Below are 25,964 nucleotides of genomic sequence, written 5' to 3'. Positions count from 1 at the left end.
GCCGTGATGGCCGACCCGCAACGTCGCGGCGCGGTGGATTCTGGCGACGCGGCCCTGGGTCACACCCGGGGCGGCCGCTGCGCAAAGCAACGGCGTGGGCGTCGACGAGCGGCCGCTTCTGTCCACCGGGCGCTTCCTTCCGCCGTCGGGTGCAGGCACCGTAACCGGTTTCCGCCGTGGAGTGCCACCGATGCGAATCCGTCGCTGCGCCGTGGTCTATCTGGAGCCGCGCGAACAGGCGCAGTTCGACCTCGGCGTGCTGCTGGCCGGCGGCGACGGGCTGCAGCGCACGCGCCGGTGGCTGGCGCTCGCGCCGCACCTGGGCGAGGAGGTCGAGGTCGACGCCGACGGCCGCGAGCTGCTCGGCCAGCTGAGCCCGGCGCAATGGGTCGACGTCGATGCGGTGGCGCCGGGCCTGCGGCCGGCGCTGGCGCGGCTCATCGCGGCGGGGCTGGTGATCGTGGACGGTGACGACGGCGGCGGCCACGGCGGTGCCCGCGCGCGCGACGATCGACTGCGCGGCGCGTACTGGCACCCGCTGGCCGCGACCCTGCACGCCTTCACCCGCTGGAGCGGCGTCGACACGGTGCAGAACTCGAAGGACGCCGGCACCGAAACCGCCGTGGCGATGCGCGGGGTGCTGGGCACGCCGCCGGTCGAAGCGGCGCGCCGCGCCGCGCCGGAGGCGCGCGTGCCGCTGCCGCGCCCGGCGCCGAACGACTTCGACGCGCTGCTCGCCCGCCGCACGACCTGCCGCAATTTCGACCCGTCCCGACCGGTGCCGCTGGCGCTGTTCGCCCAGCTGGTCCAGCGCGTGTTCGCCGCCCACGGCCACGTGCGGGTCGGCGAGGACCTGGTGTTCCTGAAGAAGAGTGTCCCGTCCGGCGGCGGCCTGCACCCGATGGAGGCCTACTTCATCGTCCAGCACGTCGACGGCCTGGCGCCGGGGCTGTACCACTACGGCGCCACCGAGCACGCCCTCGAGCCGCTGCCGGGACCGGACCGCCCGCTGCGTGAATTCGTGATGGACATGGTCGCCCAGCAGCACTGGTTCGCCGACGCCCACGTGCTGGTGGTGCTCGCGCCCCGGTTCGACCGCACCTTCTGGAAGTACCGCCACCACGCCAAGGGCTACCGGGTCGTCGCGCTGGAGGCCGGCCACCTGTCGCAGACGCTGTACCTGTCGGCCACCGAGGCCGGGCTGGGCGCATTCATCACCGGCGCGATCAACGAGGTCGAGCTCGAACGGGCGTTCGGCCTCGACCCGATCCACGAAGGCGCGCTCGCGGTCTGCGGCTTCGGTTGGCGCGGCGAGGCGATGGTGAATGCGGAGCTGGATCCGGGCGGCGGGGTGTGGCGATCCGTCGCGTCGGAGCCGCATGACTGAGTCGTCGCCGGATCCATGCCGATCGGCAGTCGACGCCGGTGCTGCCGACCGGGTACTTTCCGCGCTACTCCACCCCGAGACGCAAGCATGCGCAAGTTGTTCAAGCCGATGGCCACGATGGCCCTCGCGTTGTTCCTGACCGCCACGGCGCCCTCCGCGTTCGCAGCCAAGGCGCTCGATCTCGACTCCATCCGGACGCAGCAGGCCGAAATCCGACAGGGGATTGAGGCACGCACCGGGCGCTACGCTTCACTGTCCGCGGACAAGCGCACCGCGCTGCTGGTGAAGCAGACGAATCTGCTGAAGACGCTGGAAGGCAAGACCACGGCCGACGACCTCAGCGAGCACCAGCGCGTCGAAGTGTTCAACACCCTCGAATGGATCGAGGCGGCCATCAACGGCACGGAAGGCGAGGAGCTGATCTGCCGCCGGGAGAAGACGATCGGCAGCACGCGCCTGACGCGAGTCTGCCGCACGGCCGCCGAAGAAGCCCGGATGAAGGAAGAGGCGCGCCGCCGCATGCTCGAAGGGAGCATCGACGGCAGTCGCTGAATCTGCTCGGGCCGAAACGCCAAGCGAGGGCGGCCGTCGGGCCGCCCTTTTTTTGTGCTCGTTGCCCCGTCGCGACAAGGGGCGTAGCGTCGGGGGCGTCCAGCGCAGCCGCCGCGGGGCAGCCCCGGGCGCTGGGACGTCCTTCGCCGCGCGCTCCCGGGCGGGCCCGTGTGGTGGCGAGGACTCCCGCCGGCCGGTTGTCCACCGGGACGTCGTCTCTCTTTGAGGGCACGGCTCTTCGGCGCCTTCGGTCACGGAGACGCGCAGCTGCCTGTCCGGTGCGAGTCGATTCGTGGTCAGCCGGCGCGCTCGCGCGGGACGAACCCCAATCTAGAGTGGTCCATCAGGAGGTCGGGATGAAGACGCAGATGTTGGCCGCCGCGGCGGCGGCGCTGATGCTCGCGATGGCGCCTGGCGCGCTCGCACAGGCCGAGAAGGTCAGCCGGATCCTGTCGCAGCAGAAGGAGATCCGCGAGGCGTCGGAGGCGGCGACCGGCGCGTACTCGCGCTTCGAGCATGACGAGAAGGCGCGGCTGCACGCCACGCAGGACCGCATCTTCACCCTGCTCGACGGCGTGTCCGACGTCGAGCAGCTGCGCGAGGACCAGCGGGTCGAGCTGTTCAACGCGCTCGAGCAGGTCAAGGCCATCCTCAACGCGAACGAGGACGACCGACAGGAGTGCTGGCGCGAGCGCAAGATCGGGACGACGATGCGCGAAACGCGGTGCGCGACGGTTGCCGAGATCCGCGAACTGCGCGAGGGCGCACGCGACTTCAAGGGCGAGCCCTCGATCTGCGGGCACCAGGCGTCTGGCATCTCGTGCGGACAGGCTCGCTAGCGCCGGCGTGGCCGGTCAGGAGGCAAGCCCTGAAACGGATCGTGTGGACACTGGTACTGGCACTGGCCTCGGCGACCAGCGGGGCCTCGGCGCAGGACGTCACCCACGGCGGCACCGCTGGCGATGACCTGCAGCGGATCGTGGCGCAGCAGCACGCCTTGAGGTCCGACCTGGCGGCCGGGAAGCATGGCGGGCTGACGCCGAGGCAGGTGGTCCAGGTGCAGCGCGCGCAGCAGGAGGTTCTCGCCCTTGCCGACGGCAAGTCGGATTTCGATGCGCTGTCGATGGACGAGAAGGTGCGGCTCGAGAACGCCCTGGAGCGGATCAACGCGCTGATCGTCAATACGCGTGAAGGCGACGACGCCCAGAACGTCTGCTGGCGCGAGCGCGTGATGGGCACCGGCGTGAAGCAGACCCGCTGCGGGACGAAAGCGGAAATGCGCGAGGCCCGCGAAGGCGCCCGCGACTGGATGGAGCGCCCCAAGACCTGCGGTGCGCGCTGCGGCTAGCGACCAGCGGAGTACTCGGGCCGATCCTGCCGCTCGACGCTAGGCGGCGCGGCTGTCGCCCTGGAACTCCACCCGCCGGTAGCCGATCGCCTCGGCCAGGTGCGCCGAAGCGATCGCTTCGGCCCCGGCGAGGTCCGCGATGGTGCGGGCCACTCGCAGGATCCGGTGCATCGACCGGGCGGTCAGCTGCAGCGCGTCGACGGCGCGCTCGAGCAACGCCTGGTCGGCCTCGGCCAGGCGGCAGTGCGCGGCGAGCGCGGCCGGGCCAAGCTGGGCGTTGGGCATGCCGCTGCGCGCGATCTGGCGCGCCCGTGCGGCGACCACGCGCGCCTGCACCTGCGAACTTGATTCGCCGGCGGGCGCGTCCGGCCGCAGCTGCGCCGACGGCAGGCGCGGCACGTCCAGGTGCAGGTCGATGCGGTCGAGCAGCGGGCCGGACAGCCGGCCGCGGTAGCGGGCGATCGCGTCGCTGCTGCAGCGGCAGCGTCCACTGCTGTCGCCGGCCCAGCCGCACGGGCACGGGTTCATCGCCGCGACCAGCTGGAAGCGTGCCGGGAACTCGGCACTGCGCGCCGCGCGCGAGACCGTCACCGTGCCCGACTCCAGCGGTTCGCGCAGCACTTCGAGCGCCTGGCGGCTCCACTCGGGCAGTTCGTCGAGGAACAGCACGCCGTGGTGCGCCAGCGAGATCTCGCCGGGTCGCGGCTGCGCACCGCCGCCGACCAGCGCCACCGGGCTGGCGGTGTGGTGCGGCGCGCGGTACGGGCGCTCGCGCCAGCGGGCCGGATCGAGCCCGCGCCCGCTGACCGACGCGATCGCGGCCGATTCGAGCGCTTCTTCCTCGCTGGCGGCCGGCAGTAGACCGGGCAGGCGCGACGCCAGCAACGTCTTGCCGCAGCCGGGCGGACCAACCATCAACAGATGGTGGGCACCGGCCGCCGCGATCTCGAGGGCGCGCCGGGCCTGCGCCTGCCCGCGCACCTCGGCGAGATCCGGGCCGGTCGCGGTCCGCACCGGCAGCGCGACCGCCGCCGGCAGCGTCTTGCGCCCCTGCAGCATCGCGCAGACCTCGAGCAGCGTGCGCGCGGTGCTCGCTTCGGCCCGGCTCGCCAGCGCCGCCTCGGCGCCGTTGCCCGCCGGCACGACCAGCCGCCGGCCGGCGTCGGCGGCCGCCAGGGCGGCCGGCAGCACCCCGTCGATCGCGCGCAACTCGCCGGTCAGGCCGAGCTCGCCGATGAACTCGCAGCCGCCCAGCGCGTCGAGCGGGATCTGCCCGCTCGCGGCGAGGATGCCGAGCGCGATCGGCAGGTCGAAGCGGCCGCCGTCCTTCGGCAGGTCGGCCGGCGCCAGGTTGACGGTGATCCGCCGCTGCGGGAACTCGAACTGCGCGCACTGGATCGCCGCGCGCACGCGGTCCTTGGCCTCGCGCACCGCGGCCTCCGGCAGCCCGACCAGCGACATTGCCGGCAAGCCGCCGCCGAGGTGCACCTCGACCCGGACCTCGGGCGCGCGCACGCCCGTGCGTGCACGGCTGTGCACGAGTGCGAGGTTCACGGTGGGCGCCGCTTACTGGCGCGGGGCGCGGGACGGGTCGAGCTGCGACTCGAGGTCGGCGACCGCCTGCTGCAGCTGCTCGAGCTTTTCGCGCGTGCGCAGCAGCACCGCGCGCTGCACCTCGAACTCCTCGCGCGTCACCAGATCCAGCCGCGCCAGCCCGGTCTGCAGCACCGACTTGAAGTTCTGCTGGAGCTCCTCGCGTACGCCGTCGTCGAACGTGCCGCGAACGCCGGGCGGCACCAGCGCGCTGAGGCGGCGGGCGAGGTCGTCGAGCTGGCTGAGGTCGATCATCGGGGCGTCTCCAACGGGGTGCATCCAGCGTGCCTGCCCGGGCGCATCCGCGCCGTCGGCGGGTGCCGAACCGGCGTGTCGGAAAAGTCCGATCCGCGCGGCGCCGGGGCCTGCAGTGTACGCAGCGCTCCGGCCGGCCGCGACGCACGGCGCCGCGGCGCAGGCGCTATCCTGCGCGGCAGTGCGAACGGAGCGTGGCGATGAAGATGGTGATGGCGGTGATCAAGCCGTTCAAGCTCGACGACGTGCGCGAGGCGCTGGCCGAGGCCGGTGTGGCCGGCATCACCGCCACCGAGGTCAAGGGCTTCGGCCGGCAGAAGGGCCACACCGAGCTGTACCGCGGCGCCGAGTACGTCGTCGACTTCCTGCCGAAGATCAAGCTCGAGGTCGCAGTGACCGACGACCAGGTCGACACCGTCGTCGAGGCGATCATGAAGGCCGCCGGCACCGGCAAGATCGGCGACGGCAAGATCTTCGTCTGGGACCTCGACAAGGCGGTGCGCATTCGCACCGGCGAACTCGACGGCGACGCGCTCTGAGCGTGCGTCCGGGGCTGGCGACGGCGTACGAAAAAAGCCCCGCGCGAGCGGGGCTTTTCGCTGGTGGCCTCGCGCGGGCGAATTACTCGCCCAGCGCCTGCGCCACGAATGGCGGCGTGCTCAGCGCGCCGCGGTGGATGTCGGCGGTGTAGTACTTGGTGTCGAACGCCTTCGCGCGCGCGTCGGCATCGCGGAACTCGAAGCTGCCGGACTTGCGCGCCAGCGTCACGCTCCACCAGCCGGTCGGGTAGCACGGCTGCGGGAACGGCAGCGTCTTGAACGCGGTGAAGCCGGCCTTGCCCATCTCGGTGCGCATCTCGCGGATCAGCTTCAGCAGCATCAGCGGCGATTCGGACTGCTGGACGAGGATGCCGTCGTCCTTCAGCGCGCGGAAGCAGCTGTCGTAGAAAGACTTGTTGAACAGGCCCTCGGCCGGGCCGACCGGGTCGGTGGAATCGACGATCACCACGTCGACGCTGCCGGCCGGGCAGTTGGCCATGTACGCCACGCCGTCGTCGAACAGCAGCTCCGCGCGCGGGTCGCCGTTGGACTCGCACAGCTCCGGAAACCACTTCTCGGCCATGCGCGTGACCTGCTCGTCGATGTCGCACTGGGTGGCCGACTGCACGCCCGGGTGCTTGAGCACCTCGCGCAGCGTGCCGCAGTCGCCGCCGCCGATGATCACCACGCGCTGGGGCGCGGCGTGGGTGAACAGCGCCGGGTGCGAGATCATCTCGTGGTACAGGAAGTTGTCCTGCGCGGTCAGCATCAGCGCGCCGTCGATCAGCATCAGGTTGCCCCAGTCGGTGCTGCCGAAGATCTCGATCTTCTGGAACGGCGACTGCACCTCGTCGAGCTTGCCGGTGATGCGGAACCCGATGGCCGAGCCGGTCGGTTCGAAGTTCTCGTAGTGCCAGCGCTGGTCGGTCATCGTCGGTCCCGGTGGGTGCGTGAGGGGCGCGGATTGTACCGGAGCGGCCGTTACGCCCCGGCGTGCCGCGGCCGACGGCGGGACGGGCGTCGACGCGCCGGGGGGTAGAATGCGCGTCCCCCACCGCCCCCCAAGGGTTGCCGCCGATGTCCGACTGGTCGATCGACCACGCCCGCCGCACCTACTCGATCCCGTACTGGTCCGAGGACTACTACGACGTCGACGCGGGCGGCCGCATCGTGGCGCGCCCGCGCGGCGAGCACGGCCCGGCGATCGCGCTGCCGGAGGTGGTCGACGCCGCGCGCGCCGCCGGCGCCAAGCTGCCGGTGCTGGTGCGATTCCCGGACATCCTCGCCGACCGCCTCGGCCGGCTGCAGGACGCGTTCGCGCAGGCGATGGGCGAGTGGAACTACCCGGGCGGCTACACCGCGGTGTACCCGATCAAGGTCAACCAGCACCGCGGCGTCGCCGGCACGCTGGCCGCGCACGGCGCCGGCAGCCACGGGCCGGCCCGCACCGCGTTCGGACTGGAGGCCGGCAGCAAGCCCGAGCTCATGGCAGTGCTGGCGCTGTCGGCGCCCGGCGCGCTGGTGGTGTGCAACGGCTACAAGGACCGCGAGTACATCCGGCTGGCGCTGATCGGCCGCAAGCTCGGCCTCGACACGTGGATCGTGGTCGAAAAGCCGTCCGAGCTGACCGTGGTGCTCGAGGAGGCCGCCGCGCTCGGCGTCAAGCCGGGCATCGGCGTGCGCATGCGCCTGGCGAGCCTCGGCGCCGGCAAGTGGCAGAACAGCGGCGGCGACAAGGCCAAGTTCGGCCTCAGCCCGCGCCAGGTGCTGGACCTGTGGAAGTCGCTGCGCGACGCCGGCATGGCCGACTGCCTCGGCCTGCTGCACTTCCACATGGGCTCGCAGATCTCCAACGTGCGCGACATCGCCAACGGAATGCGCGAGGCGACGCGCTACTTTGTCGAGCTGTCGAAGCTCGGCGCGCAGGTGCGCTACATGGACGTCGGCGGCGGCCTCGGCGTCGACTACGAGGGCACGCGCTCGCGCAGCTACTGCTCGATCAACTACGGCGTCGGCCAGTACGCGTCGACGATCGTGCAGCCGCTGGCCGAGGCCTGCGAAGAGCACGGCATCACCCCGCCGCGGATCGTCACCGAGTGCGGCCGCGCGATGACCGCGCACCACGCGGTGCTGGTGGCCAACGTGTCCGAGGTCGAGCGCGCGCCGGAAGGCCGCGTGCCGGACGCGCACGACGACGAGCCGGCGGTGATCCGCCACCTGCGCGAGATCCACGCCGAGCTCGGCCAGCGCCCGGCGGTCGAACTGTTCCACGAGGCCGTGCACCACCACGGCGAAGGCCTGAGCCTGTACGCGCTCGGCCAGATCGACCTGACCCACCGCGCGCGCATCGACGACCTGTTCTACGCGATCGCCAACGACGTGCGCGCGCGGCTGAATCCGGCCGAGAAGAGCCACCAGGCAGTGCTCGAGGAGCTCAACCAGCGCCTGGTCGACAAGCTGTTCGTCAACTTCAGCGTGTTCGAGTCGATGCCCGACGTGTGGGCGATCCAGCAGGTGTTCCCGATCGTCCCGATCGAGCGGCTCGACGAGGCGCCGACCCGGCGCGGCGTGATCGCCGACCTGACCTGCGACTCGGACGGCCGCATCGACACCTACGTCGAGAACGAATCGCTGAACACCTCGATGCCGGTGCACGCGATGCGCCGCGGCGAAGCGTACCGGCTCGGCTTCTTCATGGTCGGCGCGTACCAGGAGATCCTCGGCGACATCCACAACCTGTTCGGCGACACCGACGCCGTCGAAGTGCGCGTCGACGGCGACGGCTACCGCATCGTGCAGCAGCGCCGCGGCGACACCACCGACGTGATGCTCGACTACGTCGGCTACGACCTCGCGCAGCTGCGCGCGGCGTACGGCGACAAGGTCGCGGCGGCCGGGCTGCCGGCGGACGAGGCGCAGCGCCTGGCCGCCGCGCTCGAAACCGGCCTGACCGGCTACACGTACCTGGACGACGCGCCGATCGATTGACGCCGCGGGCACGCGCCGGGCCGGCGCGACCCGCACACACCCCACGCGTGGCCGGCCCGGCCAGCCGCGATGCAACGCAAATGCCCGCAGCAGGGCAGGAAGGACACATGAAAGTTGGATTCATCGGCCTCGGCGCGATGGGCGCGCCGATGGCGCGGCACCTGCATTCCCGCGGCCTGCTCACCGTCGTCGGCAACCGCACCCAGGACAAGGCCGACGCGCTCGCCGCCGAACTCGGCGTGCGCGCCGCTCGCAGCGCCGACAACTTCGCCGACTGCGACGTGGTCGTGCTGTGCGTGTCGCTGGACATCGACCTGCTCGAGAACGCAAATGCGCTGGCCGACGTGCTCAAGCGCGGCGCGCTGGTGATCGACCACACCACGGTCGCGGTCGAGTCCGCGCGCCGGGCCGCCGCGGCGCTGGCCGCGCACGACATCGCGTTCGTCGATGCACCGGTCTCCGGCGGCGTCGAGGGCGCGCGCAACGGCAAGCTGTCGGTGATGGCCGGCGGCGACGCCGACGCGGTCGAACGCGCGCGCGCGGTGCTCGAATGCTACGCCGCGCGGGTGACCCACATGGGCGCGACCGGCGCCGGCCAGGCGACCAAGGCGGTCAACCAGGTGCTGGTGGCCGGCATCAACGAGGCGGTGTGCGAGGGTCTGGCGCTGGCCGAGAAGCTCGGCCTCGACCCGGCGCTGCTGCTGCCGACGCTGACGGCGGGCGCGGCGAACAGCTGGTTCCTCGAGAAGCGCGGCGCGACGATGCTGCGCGACGACTTCACGCCCGGCTTCAAGTCGGCGCACATGCTCAAGGACCTGCGCATCGCCCAGGCGATCGCGCGCCAGGCCGGGATCCGCACCAGCACGATCGACCAGGCCACCGCCGACTACGCCGAACTGGTCGAGCACGGGCAGGGCGACGCCGACACGTCGGCGCTGATCACGCTGAAGCGCAACGGCTGACCGGCGCGCGCGTCCGACCGGTCCAGCCCGGCGAGCGCGGGCGTCACCGCGAATCCCGCGGATGCAAGAACAAAAAGGCCGACGCGGAGCGATCCGCGTCGGCCTCATCTTTTGCCGGGTCCGCCAGTCGCGTCCCGCGTCGGCCGCTACTTCACCTGGATCGCCATCGCCGGCAGGCCGCCGCTGGCCAGCTTGCGCTTGGCCTCGGCCAGCTCGCCGGCGGTGCCGTAGGGTCCCATGCGCACGCGGTACACGGTCTTGCCCCCGATCGCGGCCGACTCGACGCGCGCGCCGAGGCCGAGCAGGGCGATGCGCGCCTTCAGCTCCTCGGCCTGGCCCGACGCCTGGAACGCCCCGGCCTGCAGCAGGTAGCGGGCGGTGGTGTCGTCGGTGCGCGACGGCACCGCCGTTGTGGTCGAGGGGCTCGCCGCGGCCGGGGCCGGCGCGGGCGTGGCGGCCGCCGGGCGCGCCGGCCCGTCGCTATCGACCGGGGCCGGCAGCGTCGCAGCCGTCGGCGTGTCGCCCTGCGCGCCGTCGGTGTCGTCGCGGTCGTCGGCGGTGGCGCGCTGCGCCTCGCGCGCGGCCTCGGCGCGCTCGGTCGCGGCGAGCTCGGCGTCCGACATCTCGACCTCCTTGCCGGGCAGCAGCGTGTAGAAGTCGTAGTCCTTGTCCTTGCCGGCGGCGGGCGCCTTGCCGTCGTCGCGCGTGGCGGCCGGCGCCCCGGCGCCTTCCGGCACCACGGTGTCGTCCTCGCCGACCGCGGCGGGCTGCGCGTCCGGGTTCGGCTGCGGGCGGAAGAAATCGTTGCCGTCGGACTTCAGCACCTTCGGCGCCGCCAGCACCACGACGATCGTCAGCACCACGCCGAGCACCAGCCACGCCCAGCCGGGCAGGCCGCCGCCGCTGCTGCCCGCGTTGCGTCGCGCCTGCGACTTGCCGCGCCGGGCCGCCACTTACATCGCCTCCGGCGCGTGGATGCCGAGCAGCGACAGGCCGTTGGCCAGCACCTGGCGCGAGGCCATCGCCAGCACCAGCCGCGCATTGCGCGTGGCCGCGTCGTCGACGAGGAACTGGTGGTCGTTGTAGTAGCTCTGGAACACCTGGGCCAACTCCAGCAGGTAGGCGGCGATCTGGTGCGGCTCGAGGTCGCGGCCCGCGCTCTCGACCACGTCGGGGTAGCGCAGCAGGGTCGTCACCAGCTCGTGCGCGGCGTCGTCGCTGACGTCGAGCGGCTGGGCGAGCCCGGCGTCGGCGTCGAACGACAGGCCGCGCTCCTTCAGCTGGCGCAGCAGCCCGCACATGCGCGCGTGCGAGACCTGCACGTAGTACACCGGGTTGTCGAGCGACTGGCTGCGGGCGAAATCGATGTCGAACGTCAGCTGCGAGTCCGGCTTGCGCGCGATCAGGAACCAGCGCGTCGCGTCCTTGCCCACCTCGTCGACGAGGTCGCGCAGGGTCACGTAGCTGCCGGCGCGCTTGGACAGCTTCACCTCCTCGCCGCCGCGCATCACCGTGACCATCTGGTGCAGCACATACTCGGGCCAGCCCTGCGGAATGCCGCAGTCCAGCGCCTGCAGGCCGGCGCGCACGCGCGCGAGGCTGCCGTGGTGGTCGGCGCCGAGCTCGGTGATCGCGCGCTCGTAGCCGCGCTGCCACTTCGACAGGTGGTAGGCGACGTCCGGCACGAAGTAGGTGTAGGTGCCGTCGGACTTGCGCATCACGCGGTCCTTGTCGTCACCGAAGTCGGTCGTACGCAGCCACAGCGCGCCGCCCTCTTCATAGGTGTGGCCGTGGGCGATGAGCTCGCGCACCGTCTCCTCGACCTTGCCGTCGGTGTACAGCGACGACTCGAGGAAGTACACGTCGAAGCCGACGCCATACGCGGCGAGGTCAGCATTCTGCTCGCGGCGCAGGTACGCCACGGCGAACGCGCGGATGTGATCAAGATTGCCCGCGTCGAGGTCGGCCGGGTCCTTCGCGCCGGTGACGACATGGCCGTCGACCTCGACGCTGTCGCCCCGCAGGTACGCCTGCGCCACATCGGCGATGTAGTCGCCGCGGTAGCCGTCCTCCGGCCAGCCGGCGTCATCGGGGCCGCGGCCCTGCGCGCGCGCCTGCACCGAGATGGCGAGGTTGTTGATCTGCGCGCCGGCGTCGTTGTAGTAGAACTCGCGCTTGACGTCCCAGCCGTTGGCTGCCAGCACGCGGCCGATGCAGTCGCCGATGACCGCCGCGCGGCCGTGGCCGACGTGCAGCGGGCCGGTCGGGTTCGCCGACACGTACTCGACGCCGGCGACGTGGCCGCGGCCGCCGTCGTTGCGGCCGAACGCCTCGCCCTGCGCCAGCACCTGCACCAGCTGCGCGCGCCAGGCCGATTCGGCGACGTGGAAGTTGATGAACCCGGGCCCGGCGATCTCGACCTTCGCGATCGCGTCGTTGGCCGGCAGCGCATCGACCAGCTGCTGGGCGATCGCGCGCGGATTCGGCTTGGCCCCGTCCGCGGCCACCGCGTGGCGCACCAGCAGCATCGCCGCGTTGGTCGAGAAGTCGCCCTGCGCGCGGGTCTTCGGCCGCTCGATCACGAAGTCCGGCGCGGTGAGGTCGGCCCGCAGCGTGCCGCGGGCGCGCAGCGCGTCGATGGCTTGCGCGACGAGGGCGCGGAGGGTGGCTTTCACAGGGGCTCGTGCGGGCGATGCGGGATCGCGCATTGTACGCGAGGGGTCCGGCGCGCGGCCCGGCCGCGCGCGTTGCGACGCGCCACGCGGGGCCGCGCGCGCAGCAGTGGCTGAACGACTTCAGTTCGGCGGCGGGGCGTCGCGCGCGCCTGCGCGCATGCACCCGGCGTGCGGAGCAGCGTCGGCGCCGCTACACCCAGCCGCGCGCGGCCAGCGACACCGGCGCGCCGTCGCCGATCACGAAGTGGTCCAGCAGGCGCAGGTCGACCAGCGCGAGCGCCTGCTTCAGCCGCGCGGTGACGGCGCGATCGGCCGCGCTGGGCTCGGGATTCCCGCTCGGGTGGTTGTGGCCGACGATCACCGCGGCCGCGTTCAGCGCCAGCGCGCGGCGCACGACCTCGCGCGGATGCACTTCGGCGCCGTCGAGCGTGCCGCGGAACAGCTCCTCGAACCCGAGCGAGCGGTGCCGGGTGTCGAGGAACAGCGCTGCGAAGACCTCGTGCGGGTAGCCGCGCAGTCGCTGGGCAAAGTACCGGCCGGCCGCGGCCGGGTCGGTCATCGCCTCGCCGCGCTCGAGCGCGGCGCTCAGGTGCCGACGCCCGACCTCGAGCGCCGCGGCCAGCGCGCAGGCGCGGGCCGGGCCGAGCCCGGGCAGCCCCGCCAGTGCCGACGCGGGGCGGTCGAGCAGCGCGCGCAGCGGCCCATGCGCGCCGAGCAGCTCGCGCGCGGTCGTGACCGCGTCGCGGCCGCGCAGGCCCGAGCCGAGGAAGATCGCCAGCAGCTCGGCGTCCGACAGCGCCGCCGCGCCGCGCGCGAGCAGTTTCTCGCGCGGTCGCTCGTCGCTGGGCCATTCGCGGATGTGCATCGCGGCGTCCTTGCCGGCGGCGTGCCGAGGGGGGGAGGGAGGTGCAGCCGCGACCCGACAAGGAGGCAAACGAGGAGTCAGGCCCGGTTGCGGGGACCGTGTCGCGGCTGCGGCACCAGTACACCGCGCACGACGCGGTCGCGCCGTCGGGCGCATGCGGGCCATCGGGTAAGCTAAACGCTCGTCCCGCCGTAGGAATGTTCTGACGCGATGACCCGGCCCGAGCCCCTGCGCGGACACAAGGTGCTGCTGTGCGTCTGCGGCGGCATCGCGGCGTACAAGTCGGCCGACCTGGTGAGGCGGCTGCGCGACGCCGGTGCGTCGGTCCGCGTGGCGATGACCGAGAACGCCCAGCATTTCGTCGGTGCGACGACCTTCCAGGCGCTGTCCGGCGAGGCGGTGCGCACGTCGCTGTGGGATGCCGCGGCCGAGATGGCGATGGGCCACCTCGAGCTGGCGCGCTGGGCCGACCGCATCGTGGTGGCGCCGGCGACCGCGAACACGCTGGCGAAGCTGGCGCACGGCTTTGCCGACGACCTGGTCAGCACCCTGTGCCTGGCCACGACCGCCCCGATCGCGGTGGCCCCGGCGATGAATCACCGGATGTGGCTGCACGCGGCGACGCAGGCCAACGTCGCCACGCTGCGCGAGCGCGGGGTGGCGGTGATCGGACCCGACGACGGCCCGCTGGCCGAAGGCGAGTCGGGCCCCGGGCGCATGAGCGAGCCGGCGGCGATCGTCGCCGTACTGGCCGAACTGGCGGCGCGGAGCCCGGCATGAGCGGGCGGCCGCTGGCCGGCCAGCGCGTGATCGTCAGCGCGGGGCCGACCTTCGAGGACATCGACCCGGTCCGGTTCATCGGCAACCGCAGCAGCGGCAAGATGGGCTTCGCGGTCGCCGCCGCGGCCGTCGAGCTCGGCGCGCAGGTGGTGCTGGTCGCAGGCCCGGTGTCGCTGCCGACGCCGGCCGGCGTGCAGCGCATCGACGTGCGCTCGGCCGCGCAGATGCACGCCGCGGTGTTCGCCGCGCTGCCGGCCGACGTCTACATCGGCGCCGCCGCGGTCGCCGACTTCACCCCGCGCGCGGTGGCCGGCAGCAAGATCAAGAAGCGGCCCGGCGACGACGGCCTGGTGCTCGACCTGGTCCGCACCCGCGACATCCTCGCCGAGCTCGCCGCCGATGCCCGGCGCCCGGCGCTGGTCGTCGGTTTCGCCGCCGAGACCGACGACGTCGCCCGCTACGCGCGCGGCAAGCTTGCGGCCAAGCGGCTGGACCTGATCGCCGCCAACCGCGTCGGCGTCGCCGGCAGCGGCTTCGAGAGCGACGACAACGCGCTGACCGTGTTCGACCGCGACGGCGGCGAGCACGCGCTCGGCCCCGCGCCGAAGGCGCAGCTGGCGCACGAGCTGCTCGAACTCATCGCGCGCCGGCCGCGCGCCGCCTGAACCGCACCGCATGACCCCTGCCGCATGAACCACACCCTCGAACTGAAATTGCTCGACCCGCGCTATGGCGCCGAATGGCCGCTGCCGGAGTACGCCACCGCGGCGTCGGCCGGCCTCGACCTGCGCGCCGCGCTCGACGCCCCGCTGGTGCTGGCGCCGGGCGACGCCGCGCTGGTGCCGTCGGGGCTGGCGATCCACGTTGGCGACCCGACGATGTGCGCGGTGATCCTGCCGCGCTCCGGGCTTGGCCATAAGCACGGGATCGTGCTCGGTAACGGCACCGGCCTGATCGACGCCGACTACCAGGGCCCGCTGCTGATCAGCGTGTGGAATCGCGGGCGCGAGCCTTTTACGATGCAGCCGGGGGATCGCATCGCGCAGCTGGTGGTGCTGCCGATCGTTCGGGCGACGCTGCAGGTCGTCGACACATTCGAAACCAGCGCGCGCGGGGCCGGTGGCTTTGGCCACACCGGCGTGCGCTGACAGGGGACCACGGGACGATGAGCGATACGAAGAACGGGCTGCGCCTGTCGGCGCCGCAGCAGCAGTTGGCGTCGCGGATCGCCGCGGTGGCGCTGGTGGCGGTGGCGGCGTGGCTCGGATGGGCCGCGTGGGACCAGTTCCGCGACGACGCCCGGCGACAGGCGGTGACGGTCGCGCGCGACAGCGCGGTGCAGGCCGCGTCCGGCGCGATCAAGCGCGAGCAGCAGCGCATGGTCGAGCGGCTCGCGAGCGCGCCGGTGCAGCAGGCCCTCGTCGACGGCGACCTGGCCGCGGCCGGCGTCCAGCTCGGCAGTGACTGGCCGGGCGCCGGCGCCGCGCAGGTGCTGGCTCCCGATCTGGAGCAGGCGTACGCGGCGCTCGGGTCGCCGGGCGCGGACGTCGGCGGCTTCGGCGCGCTCGCCGCGCTCGAGCACGCCCTTGCCAGCGGCACGACGGTCGCGTGGGTGGCCCGCGACTCGGGCAAGCCGGCGCTGTTCATCGCCGCGCCGGCGCGACTGGCCGACGAGGTCGTCGGCGTGGCCCGCGTCCGGCTGCCGCTGGACACGATCGCCAGCGGGCTGGCATCCGCCGAGGTCGCCGACGACAGCTACCTGGCCCTGCGCCAGGGCGGCGCGACGCTGGTCGAGCGCGGCGATCCGGCGCTGGCCGGCGGCGCCGAAGTGCTCGCGGCAAAAGTGCCGGGCACCGAGCTGCGCGTGGCGGCAGCCGTGCCGGGCATTGCGGGCGGCCCGCTCGGGATGGGCGCGCTGGCCTGCGCCATCGGCGCGGCGCTGGCGCTGCTGATGGCCGGAATCGCACTGGCGGCACCGGCGCTGGCTCGGCGCCGCGGCGCCGTGATCGAAGACGACGGCGTGCCGCTGCCGACGCTGGCCGACGTGGCCGCGCATCGGCCCGAGCCGCCCAAGGTCGAGCCGGGCCCCGCCGCGCAGCCGCCGGCGGTCGACGACGTTGTGGCCGCCGCCAGCGGCACCGGGCTGGCCATCGACGCGGGCATCTTCCGCGCGTACGACATCCGCGGGATCGTCGGTACGACCCTCGACGCCGGCGTCGCCCAGCGCATCGGCCAGGCGGTCGGTACCGTCATGGCCGACCAGGGCCTGACCGACATCGTCATCGGCCGCGACGGGCGCCTGTCCGGCCCGATGCTGACCGAAGGGCTGATCGCCGGCCTGCGCCGCGCCGGGCGCAACGTCATCGACATCGGCCTGGCGCCGACGCCGCTGGTGTACTTCGGCGCGTACCACCTGCGCGCCGGCAGCTGCATCGCGGTGACCGGCAGCCACAACCCGCCGGACTACAACGGCTTCAAGATCGTGGTCGGCGGCGAGACGCTGGCCGGCGACGCGATCACCGACCTGTACCGCCGCATCAGCGAGGACCGCCTGCTCGCGGCCGAGCAGTTCGGCACGCTGCAGCAGCGCGACATCAACCAGGACTACGTCGACCGCATCGCTGGCGACGTGCAGATCGACCGTCCGCTGCGCGTGGTCGTCGATGCCGGCAACGGCGTCGCCGGCGAGCTCGGTCCGCGCGTGCTGGCCGCGATCGGCGCCGAGGTCACGCCGCTGTACTGCGAGATCGACGGCACGTTCCCGAACCACCATCCGGACCCGAGCGAGCCGCACAACCTCGCCGACCTGATCAAGATGGTCCGCCAGCTCGATGCCGACCTCGGCATCGCGTTCGACGGGGACGGCGACCGCCTCGGCGTGGTCACCCGCGACGGCCACAACGTGTTCCCGGACCGGCTGCTGATGCTGTTCGCCGCCGACGTGCTCGAGCGCAACCCGGGCGCGATGATCATCTTCGACGTCAAGTGCACCGGCCGCCTGCCGGGCCACATCCTGCGCCACGGCGGCAGCCCGCTGATGTGGAAGACCGGGCACTCGCTGATCAAGGCGAAGATGCGCGAGACCGACGCCGAGCTGGCCGGCGAGATGAGCGGCCACTTCTTCTTCAAGGAGCGCTGGTACGGCTTCGACGACGGCATCTACGCCGCCGCGCGCCTGCTGGAGATCCTCGCCGGCCAGCCGCGCGCGCCGAGCGAGACGCTGGCCGGGCTTCCCGACGGCATCTCGACGCCGGAGATCAAGGTCGATGCGCCCGACGGCGACCCGCACAGCTTCGTCGAGCGCTTCCGCAGCGCCGCCGCGTTCGAGGGCGGGCGGCTGTCGACGATCGACGGACTGCGCGTGGACTACCCGGACGGCTGGGGCCTGGTGCGCGCGTCGAACACGACGCCGGTGCTGGTGCTGCGCTTCGACGCCGACAGCCGCGAGGCGCTGGCGCGGATCCAGGCCGACTTCCGCACCCAGCTGCTGGCGCTGCGCCCGGACCTGAAGCTGCCGTTCTGACGGCGGCGACCGCGCAATGCGAAACGGCGAGCCCCAGGCTCGCCGTTTTCGTCTGCGCGACGCATGGGCCGCAGCGGCCCCACGTGGTCAGCCCTGGGTCGTGCCGGTCTCCGCGGTCGCGGTGCGCTTGAGCGCGCGGTAGCGCTCGATCGCGCGGGCCAGCTCGGCATCGATCTCGACCCGGTCGGCGCGCTGCTGGGCGAGCATCGCCTGCTGGCGCAGCAGCTCGGCATGCTGCAGCCGGATGTTGTCGGCCAGCGCCTTGGCCACCGGCTTGCCGGCCAGTTCGGATTCGCCGGCGCGGCGCAGCAGCGACAGCAGGCTCTGGCGAAGGCCGCCGACGCTGAGCTGCGACGCCTTGACGGTGCCGTCGAGCAGTTCAATGCGGGCATTGAACGCGCGACGCAGCTCGGCTTCGCTGGCGTACGACTCGACCATGGCCTGCTCGCGCCGGGCGATCGCCTCGGCGCTCATCGCGGCCTGGCGGTCGGCGTCGGCCTGGGCGGCGGCCGCCGCGCGCTCGGCGTCGGTCAGCGCGCGCGCGACTTCGCCGGTCTTCAGCCCGCTGCGCGCGCTGATTTCGGTGCGCGCCGCGTCGACGGCGGTGGCCGGCAGCGCGTCGCCGCAGACCCGGCGGCCGTTCTCGTTCCAGCAATAGAGCTTCTTGGCGCCGGCGGCGGGCGCGCCCTGCGCCAGCGCCGCGCCGGGCGCCAGCGCGATCAACGCCGTCACGGCCAGCAGTTGGAGGGGTCGGTTCATGTCGTTCGCGCCCGCGGTTCGGTCATCCGACAGTGCAGTAGCAAGAGTCGGGCCAGCGGTGGGCCGGCCACGATGCCCAACTAACTCCCGCGACGTTAGCGCACCGTGTGCACCGCGGCCGCGTCAGCCGCCGGCGCCGCTGCCGTACGCGGCGCGGTAGGCCAGCAGCCGCTCGCGCTCGCTGGCCAAGCGGGGGTCCCCGCCGGCGTAGCCGAGCAGGTCGTCGAGCGTCGCCACCGCCACCACCGGCAGGCCGTGTTCGGCCGCGACCGTTTGTGACGCCGAGCGTCGGGAAGTGGCCGGGTCGACCACCTCCTGGCGATCGAGCGCGATCACGATGCCGGCGACCGTGCCGCCGGCGCCGGTGATGATCGCCAGCGCTTCGCGGATCGCGGTGCCGGCGGTGATCACGTCGTCGACCACCAGCACGCGCCGGCCCGCCAGGGGCGCGCCGATCAGCGTGCCGCCTTCGCCGTGCGCCTTGGCTTCCTTGCGGTTGAACGCGACCGGCAGGTCGCGCCCGCGCCGCGCGTACTCGCACGCCAGCGCCGTCGCCAGCGGGATGCCCTTGTAGGCCGGTCCGAACAGCAAGTCGAACGTGCCGATCGCGCCCGCGGCGCCGGCCGCGTCGAGCGCGTCCGCGTAGCACGCGGCCAGAGCCGACAGCGTCGCACCGGAGTTGAACAGCCCGGCATTGAAGAAATAGGGACTGGTGCGGCCCGACTTCAGCGTGAACTCGCCGAAGCGCAGCGCGTCGGCGCGCAGCGCCAGCTGCAGGAAGCGGGAGCGGTGGTCGGACACGGCACGATCCGGCGAAGTTGGGCAGGCGCGCATCGTAATTCAGCGCGCCGCCGGCTGCCGGCGCGCGCGCGCATCGGCTAGGCTGCAGGCTGCCCGGTTTCGCCCATCTCCCGTGAGAATCATCAGCTTCAACGCCAACGGCATCCGCTCGGCCGCCAACAAGGGCTTCTTCGACTGGTTCCGCGCGCAGGACGCGGACGTGCTGTGCCTGCAGGAAACCAAGGCGCAGGAGTCGCAGCTGGCCGACCCGCAGTTCCGCCCGGACGGCCACCACTGCTTCTACAAGGACGCCTCGACGAAGAAGGGGTACAGCGGGGTGGCGATCTACGCGCGGCGCGAGCCCGACGAGGTCCGCACGTCGCTGGGCTGGGCGCCGTTCGACGACGAGGGCCGCTACATCGAGGCGCGCTTCGGCAACCTCAGCGTGGTCAGCTTCTACATCCCGTCCGGCTCGTCCGGCGAGCTGCGCCAGGGCTTCAAGTTCGAGGTCATGGACTGGCTGCGGCCGGTGCTCGACGGCTGGCTCGCCAGCGGCCGCGACTACGTGCTGTGCGGCGACTGGAACATCGTGCGCAGCCGGCTCGACATCAAGAACTGGACGAGCAACCAGAAGAACTCCGGCTGCCTGCCGCCCGAGCGCGACTGGCTCAACGGCGTGTGCGCCGACACGTCCGGCTGGGTCGACGCCTACCGCGCGCTGAACCCGGAGGGCCAGGACTACACCTGGTGGAGCAACCGTGGCGCGGCGCGCGCCAACGACGTCGGCTGGCGCATCGACTACCAGTTCGTGACCCCGTCGCTGCGCGAGTCGCTGCGCGGCTGCGCCGTCGCCCGCGCGCCGCGCTTCTCCGACCACGCGCCCTTCACCGTCGACTACGACCGCCCGCTATGACCGCTGCCGCCCCGACCCCCGCGCCCTCCGCGACGCCGACCGGCTGGCGCGGCGTCGTCGCCAACCTGCGCGAGCCGAAAGTGCTGGCGATGCTGCTGCTCGGCTTCAGCTCGGGCATCCCGATCTACCTGGTCGGCAACACGCTCGGCTTCTGGATGCGCGAGAACGCGATCGAGCTGTCGACGATCGGGTTCCTGTCGTGGGTCGGACTGGCGTACTCGCTGAAGTTCCTGTGGGCGCCGCTGATCGACAAGGCCGACGCGCCGCTGCTGGGGCGCTGGCTCGGCCGGCGCCGCGGCTGGATGCTGCTGGCGCAGGTGGTGGTGGCCGCGGCGCTGTTCGGCATGGCGCTGGTCGAGCCGCAGCAGGGCCGCCTGCTGCTGGCCGGCGTCGAGGTCGACCAGTTGCTGGTGTTCGGCGCGCTGGCGCTGGTGGTCGCGTTCGCCTCGGCGACGCAGGACATCGTCATCGACGCGTGGCGCATCGAGATCGCGTCGAGCAACGAGCAGCAGGGCCTGCTGACGTCGACCTCGGCGCTCGGCTACCGCGGCGCGCTGCTGGTCACCGACTCGCTGATCCTGATCCTCGCCGCGCACGCCGGCTGGTCGCTGTCGTACCAGACGATGGCCGCGCTGATGGGCGTCGGCGTGATCGCCACGCTGATGGCGCGCGAGCCGGCCGCGACGACGCGCGCGGCGGTCGTGCCGCACGCGGCGCCGTACTCGCCGCAGGCGCTGTTCGACGCGGTGGTCGGCCCGTTCATCGCGTTCTTCCGCGCGCACGGCCGCTGGGCCGTGCTGATGCTGCTGGCGATCAGCCTGTACCGGCTGCCGGACTTCCTGCTCGGGCCGATGGCCAACCCGTTCTACGCCGACCTGGGCATCGACAAGGAAACCGTCGGCGCGGTGCGCGGCTCGTTCGGCCTGGTCGCGACGATCGCCGGCATCGCCGCGGCGGGCCTGAGCGCGGTGCGGTTCGGCTTCTTCCCGACGCTGATGGCCGGCGCGGTGCTGGGGCCGGGCTCGAACCTGGCGTTCGCCTACCTCGGCCAGCACGGCGCCGACGCGGGCGTGTTCACCGCCGTGATGGCGATCGACAACTTCTGCAACGGCTTCGCCGGCGTGGCGCTGATCGGCTACATGTCGAGCCTGACCAGCGTCGGCTACACCGCCACCCAGTACGCGCTGCTGAGCTCGTTCTATGCGCTGCCGGGGAAGGTGCTCAAGGGGCTGTCGGGCGTGGTGATCGAACAGCTCGAAGTCGGTCGCAGCCTGCTGGACGCGTATTCGCTATTCTTCGTCGGCACGGCGGTGATGGGCATCCCGGCCCTGCTGCTGTGCCTGTGGCTGGCGCTGCGCCAGCCGACCGCCCCGCCGGCGCCCGCGTCGGCGGGTGGGGGATGAGGTTCGGCCGCCGGACGCGGCGGCACGACGTGGGGATGCAGCCATGACCGAGATAGTGGTGCGCGACATCGACCCGGTGCTGAGCGAGCGGATCGCCCGCGTCGCCCAGGCCCGCGGGTGGACGATGCAGGACGCGCTGGTCCACCTGCTCGAACAAGGACTGTTCGCGTGCGAGGCCGAACTGGCCGCGCGCTTCAACGATTCCGACGCTCAGGCGCTGCAGGAGGCGATCGCCGCGCTCGAGGGCATTCCGAGCGATCCCGGGTTCTCGCTGATCGGCCGGCTCGAAACGTCGAACGGCTGACCCGGCGCGCGGGAGCCGCGGCTACTTCGGGTAGACCGCGCCGAGCACGCGCGGCCCGCGCGCGCCGGTCACGCTGGCGACGTTGCCGGGCAGGCCGGCCAGCGTCTGCCGCGCCAGCCACGCGAACGCCATCGCCTCGACGAAGTCCGGGTCCAGCCCGTGCGCGGCGGTCGATTCGACCTGCGCGTCCGGCAGGTGCGCGGCGATCCGCGCCAGCAGCGGCCCGTTGTGCACGCCGCCGCCGCAGGCCAGCACGCGCCGCGTCGCCGGCTGCGTTGCCTGCAGCGCGCGCGCGACGGTCGCCGCGCTGAGCTCCATCAGCGTCGCCTGCACGTCCGCCGGCGACTCGCCGCCAGCCAGCCGCGCCTGCACCCAGTCGAGGTGGAACTGCTCGCGCCCGGTGCTCTTCGGCGGCGGCTCGGCGAACCACGGGTCGTCGAGCAGCCGCTGCAGCAGCGCGTCGTCGACGCGACCGGACGCGGCGTAGGCGCCGCCGGCGTCGTAGGCCGCGCCGGTGTGGCGCTGGCACCACGCGTCCATCAGCGCGTTTGCCGGGCCGGTGTCGAAGCCGCGCACCGGGCCGTCGGCCGGCAGCAGGGTGAAGTTGGCGATGCCACCGAGGTTGAGGATGGCCCGGTCCTCGGCGCGCGAGTGCAGCATCGCCGCGTGGAACGCCGGCACCAGCGGCGCGCCGTGGCCGCCGGCGGCGACGTCGCGACGGCGGAAGTCGGCGACGGTGGTGATGCCGCTGCGCTCGGCGATGACGTTGCCGTCGCCGAGCTGCCACGAGAACGGGTCGCGGCCGTCGAACGCCGCGCCGCCCGGCCGGTGCCGCACCGTCTGCCCGTGCGAACCGATCGCGCTCACGCGTTCGGCGTCGATGCCGGCCTCCGCGATCAGGCGCCACGCCGCGTCGGCGAAGCAGGTCGCGACCTGCACGTCGAGCGTGCCGAGTTCGTCGAGCGAGCGCGCGTCGCCGCCTTGGCCGAGCGCGATCAGGCGCGTCCGCAACGCGGGTTCCCAGGGGTAGGTGCGGCCGAGCAGCAGGCGGCCGTCGGGCGCGCCGTCGCCGTCGTCCTGCGCGGTGGGCGGTCCGTCGAACGCAACCAGCGCGGCGTCGATGCCGTCGGCGCTGGTGCCGGAGATCAGCCCGACGTACAGCGACGCGCCGTCGGGCGCGCCTGCGGGGCCGGCCACGTCAGGACTTGGGCTTGGACGCGGCGCGTGGCGCGGCCCGGGCGACCGACTCGTCCGACGGCGTGGACGCGTCGGCGTAGATGATGTTCTCGACTTCGCGGATGCGCGCCAGCGCCGGCCCGGTCTGGGCGCGGAACGCGGTCAGCGCGGCGCCGCTGAGCGGCTCCGGCGGCGGCATCGTCACCGACAGCGGGTTGCGGTGCACGCCGTTGATGCGGAATTCGTAATGCAGGTGCGGGCCGGTCGACATGCCGGTCGAGCCGACGTAGCCGATCACCGTGCCCTGGCCGATGCGCTGGCCGGGCTTGATCTTGCCGAAGCGCGACATGTGCGCGTACAGCGTGGTGTAGCCGCGGCCGTGGTCGAGCACCACCGCGCGGCCGTAGCCGCCCTGCCAGCCGACCGACTTCACCCGCGCGTCGCCGGCGGCCATGATCGGCGTGCCGGTGCCGGCGGCGTAGTCGATGCCCTTGTGCATGCGCACGCGCCCCATCACCGGGTGGCGGCGCGAACCGAAGCCCGAGCTCATGCGCGCGTACGGGATCGGCATGCGGATGAAGCTCTTCTTCAGCGGGCGGCCGTCGCCGGTGAAGTACTCGGCCTTGCCGTTGCGCTCGTAGCGGAAGCCGGAGTGGATCTTGTTGCCGGTGGTGAAGGTCGCGGCCAGCACCGGGCCGGTCTTGATCAGCTCGCCTTCGCGCCAGGTCTGCTCGACGACGACGCTGAAGCGGTCGTTGGCGCCGACGTCCTCGTTGAAGTCGATGTCGTACTTGAAGATCTCGTCGGTCAGGGTGTTGATGTTGCTGCCGGACAGGCCGAGCTTGCGCGCCGAGCGGAACAGCGACTTGCCGACCTTGCCGCTGATCACGACGGTCTTGGTCTCGACCGGACGCACGATGACCTTCTCGCGGATCTCGTCGCCGACAAAGCTCAGTTCGACGCGCTCGCTGTCGCTGCGGTCGAAGCGGAACGTGCGCAGGCCGCCGTTGACCGGCAGGTCGAAGCCCAGCTCGGTGCCGGGCTTGAGCCGGGTCAGCGCCTGCTTGGCGCCGGGCTGCGCCAGCACGTGCTGCAGCGTGCGCGCCGGGATGTCGAGGTCTTCGAACACTTCACCGAGGGTCTGGCCGCGCTCGATCCTCACGATCTGCCAGCTGTCGCCGCTCTGCCCGCGAAGGCGTGCCAGCGGCAGCGGCGGCAACGAAAGCGCCATCGAATGACGGGCGGTCGGCGCGGTCGGCGTCGCCGAGCGATCGAAGCCGGGCACGATTGCCGCGACCAGCATGCCGATCGTCGCGAACAGGCTCGCGTGCACCCACTGGCGCCGCGACCAGCGGCCGGTGAAGCCGTCCGAGAGGTGGCGCGCAAGCACCGGACGATGGAGCGAGGCCTCGCGCAGCGCCTTCAGGCGCTCGCGCCGTTCCTGTCCCAAACCCGATGCCGTCATGTGCTGTGCCCCCCGTTGCCCAATGTGTAGGCCGCGTAACGGGGGTACCATAGACACGCGAGCAACCTGCGTCAAACCCTTGAGCTGAATAGGGTTTTTCGTTTCGGCCCGGATTAACTACCCTTTAACTTCATTCCTAGAGCGCCGTCGCATTCAGCTGTGCGGCGGCCAGCGAGCCCGCCCGTGTCCCTCCAAGAAACCCTCGATCTGATCGGCCGCGGCGCCGACGAAATCCTCAAGCGGGACGAGCTCGAGGCCCGTTTGCGCCTCGGACGACCGCTGCGGGTCAAGGCGGGCTTCGACCCGACCGCGCCCGACCTGCACCTGGGCCACACGGTGCTGCTCAACAAGATGCGGCAGTTCCAGGAACTCGGGCATCAGGTCATCTTCCTGATCGGCGACTTCACCGGGATGATCGGCGACCCCACCGGCAAGAACGTCACCCGCAAGCCGCTGACCCGCGACGACGTGCTCGCCAACGCCGAGACCTATGCCGACCAGGTGTTCAAGGTGCTCGACCGCGATCGCACCGAGGTGCGCTTCAACAGCGAGTGGTTCGGGCAGATGTCGGCGGCCGACATGATCCGGCTGGCCGCGCAGCACACCGTGGCGCGCATGCTCGAGCGCGACGACTTCGCCAAGCGCTACGCCGGGCAGCAGTCGATCGCGATCCACGAGTTCCTCTATCCGCTGGTGCAGGGCTACGACTCGGTGGCGCTGACGGCCGACGTCGAGCTCGGCGGCACCGACCAGAAGTTCAACCTGCTGATGGGGCGCGGCCTGCAGGAGCACTTCGGCCAGCCGCCGCAGATCGTGCTGACGATGCCGCTGCTGGAGGGGCTCGACGGCGTCAACAAGATGTCCAAGTCGCTGGGCAACTACATCGGCATCAACGAGCCGGCCATCGACATCGTCACCAAGACCATGAAAATCGACGACGCGCTGATGTGGCGCTGGATCGAACTGCTGAGCTTCGAGATCACGATGGCGCAGGCCGCGGCGCTGAAAGGCGAGATCGACGCCGGCGCACTGAACCCGCGCGATCTCAAGCTGCGGCTGGCGCGCGAGCTGGCGACGCGTTTCCACGGGGCGGCCGCGGCCGAGCAGGCGGTTGCCGGCTGGAACGCGGCGGTGCGCGGCGAGGGCGACACCGCGGCGCTGCCGCTGACGGATGTCGCCGTTCCGGCCGACGGCGTGCGCATTGCGGCGCTGCTGACGGCGGCCGGCCTGACGCCGAGCAACTCCGAGGCAAACCGCAAGCTCAAGGAGCGCGCAGTGCGCATCGACGGCGAGGTGGTCGAGGATGCGCAGCGCACGTTCACCCCGGGCTTCGAGGGCGTGCTGGCGGTCGGCAAGCGCACGTTCGCGCGGGTGCGCCTGGTCACTCGGTAGTGCAGCGCTGCGGCCCAATCCGCCACGGCGATTCGAGGCCGGGGCGCGGAGGAGGCGGCACGTCGATCGGAGGCCTTCCCAAAGGCGTTGTGCATGTGCACAATGCGCGCCCCGCCGAGGCAGATGTATCGCCGCCGAGGACGCGACAAACGGCAGGAAGACGGGGCGGTTGACGCTCTACAAGCTTCCTGTAAGATGCGCGGCCCGCCGCTCCGGCACGCACCTGCACGGTGCTGAATCGAAGCGCGGGGCAGCCGAAAAAAGCAGTTCACAAGGTGTTGACGACTGCGAAATTGGCTGTAAGA

Annotated in this window: 23 protein-coding genes and 1 pseudogene; 14 read left to right on the top strand and 10 right to left on the bottom strand. The window is 72.3% G+C overall.

Annotated features, from left to right (window positions below):
- The first annotated feature begins 190 nt into the window (after positions 1-190).
- The 4 genes from D3A60_RS00120 (at position 191) to D3A60_RS00105 (ending at position 3,287) form a co-directional block, all read left to right on the top strand.
- Positions 191-1,387, top strand: coding sequence for a putative peptide maturation dehydrogenase (locus D3A60_RS00120; protein WP_119716709.1), 1,197 nt, complete (start codon positions 191-193; stop codon positions 1,385-1,387).
- Between the two features lie 87 nt (positions 1,388-1,474).
- Complete coding sequence (locus D3A60_RS00115) at positions 1,475-1,939, top strand: hypothetical protein (protein WP_119716708.1); 465 nt, start codon at positions 1,475-1,477, stop codon at positions 1,937-1,939.
- Positions 1,940-2,295: 356 nt separating this feature from the next.
- Positions 2,296-2,778 (top strand): hypothetical protein, encoded by a 483-nt coding sequence (locus tag D3A60_RS00110; RefSeq protein ID WP_119716707.1) that lies wholly within the window; start codon positions 2,296-2,298, stop codon positions 2,776-2,778.
- 41 nt (positions 2,779-2,819) lie between these two features.
- Positions 2,820-3,287 carry a hypothetical protein gene (locus tag D3A60_RS00105; RefSeq protein WP_119716706.1) on the top strand — a complete coding sequence of 156 codons (468 nt, stop codon included), beginning with the start codon at positions 2,820-2,822 and terminating at the stop codon, positions 3,285-3,287.
- A gap of 39 nt (positions 3,288-3,326) precedes the next feature.
- On the opposite strand, the gene D3A60_RS00100 is transcribed toward D3A60_RS00105, so the two are convergent.
- Entirely contained in the window at positions 3,327-4,841 is a 1,515-nt protein-coding gene (locus D3A60_RS00100; protein ID WP_119716705.1) for a YifB family Mg chelatase-like AAA ATPase, read from the bottom strand.
- A gap of 12 nt (positions 4,842-4,853) precedes the next feature.
- Positions 4,854-5,135 carry a ubiquinone biosynthesis accessory factor UbiK gene (ubiK, locus tag D3A60_RS00095; protein ID WP_119716704.1) on the bottom strand — a complete coding sequence of 94 codons (282 nt, stop codon included), beginning with the start codon at positions 5,133-5,135 and terminating at the stop codon, positions 4,854-4,856.
- A gap of 200 nt (positions 5,136-5,335) precedes the next feature.
- Between ubiK and D3A60_RS00090 the strand changes: the two genes are divergently transcribed.
- Positions 5,336-5,674, top strand: a complete 339-nt coding sequence (locus tag D3A60_RS00090) for a P-II family nitrogen regulator (protein WP_119716703.1) — start codon at positions 5,336-5,338, stop codon at positions 5,672-5,674.
- Positions 5,675-5,756: 82 nt separating this feature from the next.
- Here D3A60_RS00090 and speE read toward each other — a convergent pair whose 3' ends face one another.
- Complete coding sequence (gene speE / locus D3A60_RS00085; RefSeq protein ID WP_119716702.1) at positions 5,757-6,605, bottom strand: polyamine aminopropyltransferase; 849 nt, start codon at positions 6,603-6,605, stop codon at positions 5,757-5,759.
- A 146-nt stretch (positions 6,606-6,751) separates the two neighbouring features.
- Between speE and speA the strand changes: the two genes are divergently transcribed.
- Positions 6,752-8,662, top strand: a complete 1,911-nt coding sequence (speA, locus tag D3A60_RS00080; RefSeq protein WP_119717457.1) for an arginine decarboxylase — start codon at positions 6,752-6,754, stop codon at positions 8,660-8,662.
- Positions 8,663-8,769: 107 nt separating this feature from the next.
- A complete protein-coding gene (locus D3A60_RS00075) occupies positions 8,770-9,624 on the top strand; it encodes an NAD(P)-dependent oxidoreductase (protein ID WP_119716701.1) in 855 nt (284 codons plus the stop codon).
- Between the two features lie 146 nt (positions 9,625-9,770).
- Here the strand turns inward: D3A60_RS00075 and D3A60_RS00070 are convergent, their stop codons facing one another.
- The 3 genes from D3A60_RS00070 to radC all read right to left on the bottom strand — a co-directional run bounded on the left by D3A60_RS00070 (position 9,771) and on the right by radC (position 13,164).
- Positions 9,771-10,577 carry an SPOR domain-containing protein gene (locus D3A60_RS00070; protein ID WP_119716700.1) on the bottom strand — a complete coding sequence of 269 codons (807 nt, stop codon included), beginning with the start codon at positions 10,575-10,577 and terminating at the stop codon, positions 9,771-9,773.
- The gene (argS, locus tag D3A60_RS00065) at positions 10,578-12,299 is read right to left on the bottom strand and encodes an arginine--tRNA ligase (RefSeq protein WP_119716699.1); all 1,722 of its coding nucleotides are present in this window, start codon (positions 12,297-12,299) and stop codon (positions 10,578-10,580) included.
- 190 nt (positions 12,300-12,489) lie between these two features.
- Positions 12,490-13,164, bottom strand: a complete 675-nt coding sequence (gene radC, locus D3A60_RS00060; RefSeq protein WP_119716698.1) for a RadC family protein — start codon at positions 13,162-13,164, stop codon at positions 12,490-12,492.
- A gap of 210 nt (positions 13,165-13,374) precedes the next feature.
- Here radC and coaBC point away from each other — a divergent pair.
- The 3 genes and pseudogenes from coaBC (at position 13,375) to D3A60_RS00045 (ending at position 17,467) form a co-directional block, all read left to right on the top strand.
- Positions 13,375-14,609: pseudogene (coaBC, locus tag D3A60_RS00055) on the top strand (bifunctional phosphopantothenoylcysteine decarboxylase/phosphopantothenate--cysteine ligase CoaBC).
- Positions 14,610-14,633: 24 nt separating this feature from the next.
- Positions 14,634-15,092, top strand: a complete 459-nt coding sequence (dut, locus tag D3A60_RS00050; RefSeq protein WP_119716697.1) for a dUTP diphosphatase — start codon at positions 14,634-14,636, stop codon at positions 15,090-15,092.
- Between the two features lie 17 nt (positions 15,093-15,109).
- Entirely contained in the window at positions 15,110-17,467 is a 2,358-nt protein-coding gene (locus D3A60_RS00045) for a phosphomannomutase/phosphoglucomutase (RefSeq protein ID WP_119716696.1), read from the top strand.
- Between the two features lie 87 nt (positions 17,468-17,554).
- Here the strand turns inward: D3A60_RS00045 and D3A60_RS00040 are convergent, their stop codons facing one another.
- Together D3A60_RS00040 and pyrE are read right to left on the bottom strand one after the other, a co-directional pair.
- Entirely contained in the window at positions 17,555-18,226 is a 672-nt protein-coding gene (locus D3A60_RS00040; RefSeq protein WP_119716695.1) for a hypothetical protein, read from the bottom strand.
- 123 nt (positions 18,227-18,349) lie between these two features.
- Positions 18,350-19,027: an orotate phosphoribosyltransferase gene (pyrE, locus tag D3A60_RS00035; protein WP_119716694.1), complete on the bottom strand. Its 678-nt coding sequence runs from the start codon at positions 19,025-19,027 to the stop codon at positions 18,350-18,352.
- 112 nt (positions 19,028-19,139) lie between these two features.
- On the opposite strand from pyrE, the gene D3A60_RS00030 reads away from it, so the two are divergent.
- The 3 genes from D3A60_RS00030 to D3A60_RS00020 are packed head-to-tail and all read left to right on the top strand — an operon-like array spanning position 19,140 to position 21,626.
- A complete protein-coding gene (locus D3A60_RS00030) occupies positions 19,140-19,919 on the top strand; it encodes an exodeoxyribonuclease III (protein WP_119716693.1) in 780 nt (259 codons plus the stop codon).
- Positions 19,916-21,322 (top strand): AmpG family muropeptide MFS transporter, encoded by a 1,407-nt coding sequence (locus tag D3A60_RS00025; protein WP_119716692.1) that lies wholly within the window; start codon positions 19,916-19,918, stop codon positions 21,320-21,322. The genes D3A60_RS00030 and D3A60_RS00025 overlap by 4 nt, the downstream gene beginning before the upstream one ends.
- Positions 21,323-21,365: 43 nt before the next feature.
- Complete coding sequence (locus D3A60_RS00020) at positions 21,366-21,626, top strand: hypothetical protein (protein WP_119716691.1); 261 nt, start codon at positions 21,366-21,368, stop codon at positions 21,624-21,626.
- A 21-nt stretch (positions 21,627-21,647) separates the two neighbouring features.
- On the opposite strand, the gene D3A60_RS00015 is transcribed toward D3A60_RS00020, so the two are convergent.
- A complete protein-coding gene (locus D3A60_RS00015; RefSeq protein WP_119716690.1) occupies positions 21,648-22,823 on the bottom strand; it encodes an anhydro-N-acetylmuramic acid kinase in 1,176 nt (391 codons plus the stop codon).
- Position 22,824: 1 nt separating this feature from the next.
- Positions 22,825-24,267, bottom strand: a complete 1,443-nt coding sequence (locus D3A60_RS00010; RefSeq protein WP_119716689.1) for a M23 family metallopeptidase — start codon at positions 24,265-24,267, stop codon at positions 22,825-22,827.
- Positions 24,268-24,450: 183 nt separating this feature from the next.
- Here D3A60_RS00010 and tyrS point away from each other — a divergent pair, with 183 nt between their 5' ends.
- The gene (tyrS, locus tag D3A60_RS00005) at positions 24,451-25,659 is read left to right on the top strand and encodes a tyrosine--tRNA ligase (protein WP_119716688.1); all 1,209 of its coding nucleotides are present in this window, start codon (positions 24,451-24,453) and stop codon (positions 25,657-25,659) included.
- Positions 25,660-25,964: the final 305 nt, after the last annotated feature.

The organism is Cognatilysobacter tabacisoli (genome assembly GCF_003586305.1).
Classification (GTDB): domain Bacteria; phylum Pseudomonadota; class Gammaproteobacteria; order Xanthomonadales; family Xanthomonadaceae; genus Cognatilysobacter_A; species Cognatilysobacter_A tabacisoli.
The sequence above is the reverse complement of the archived record's forward strand: the minus strand, read 5'-3'. Positions and strand labels throughout refer to the sequence as shown.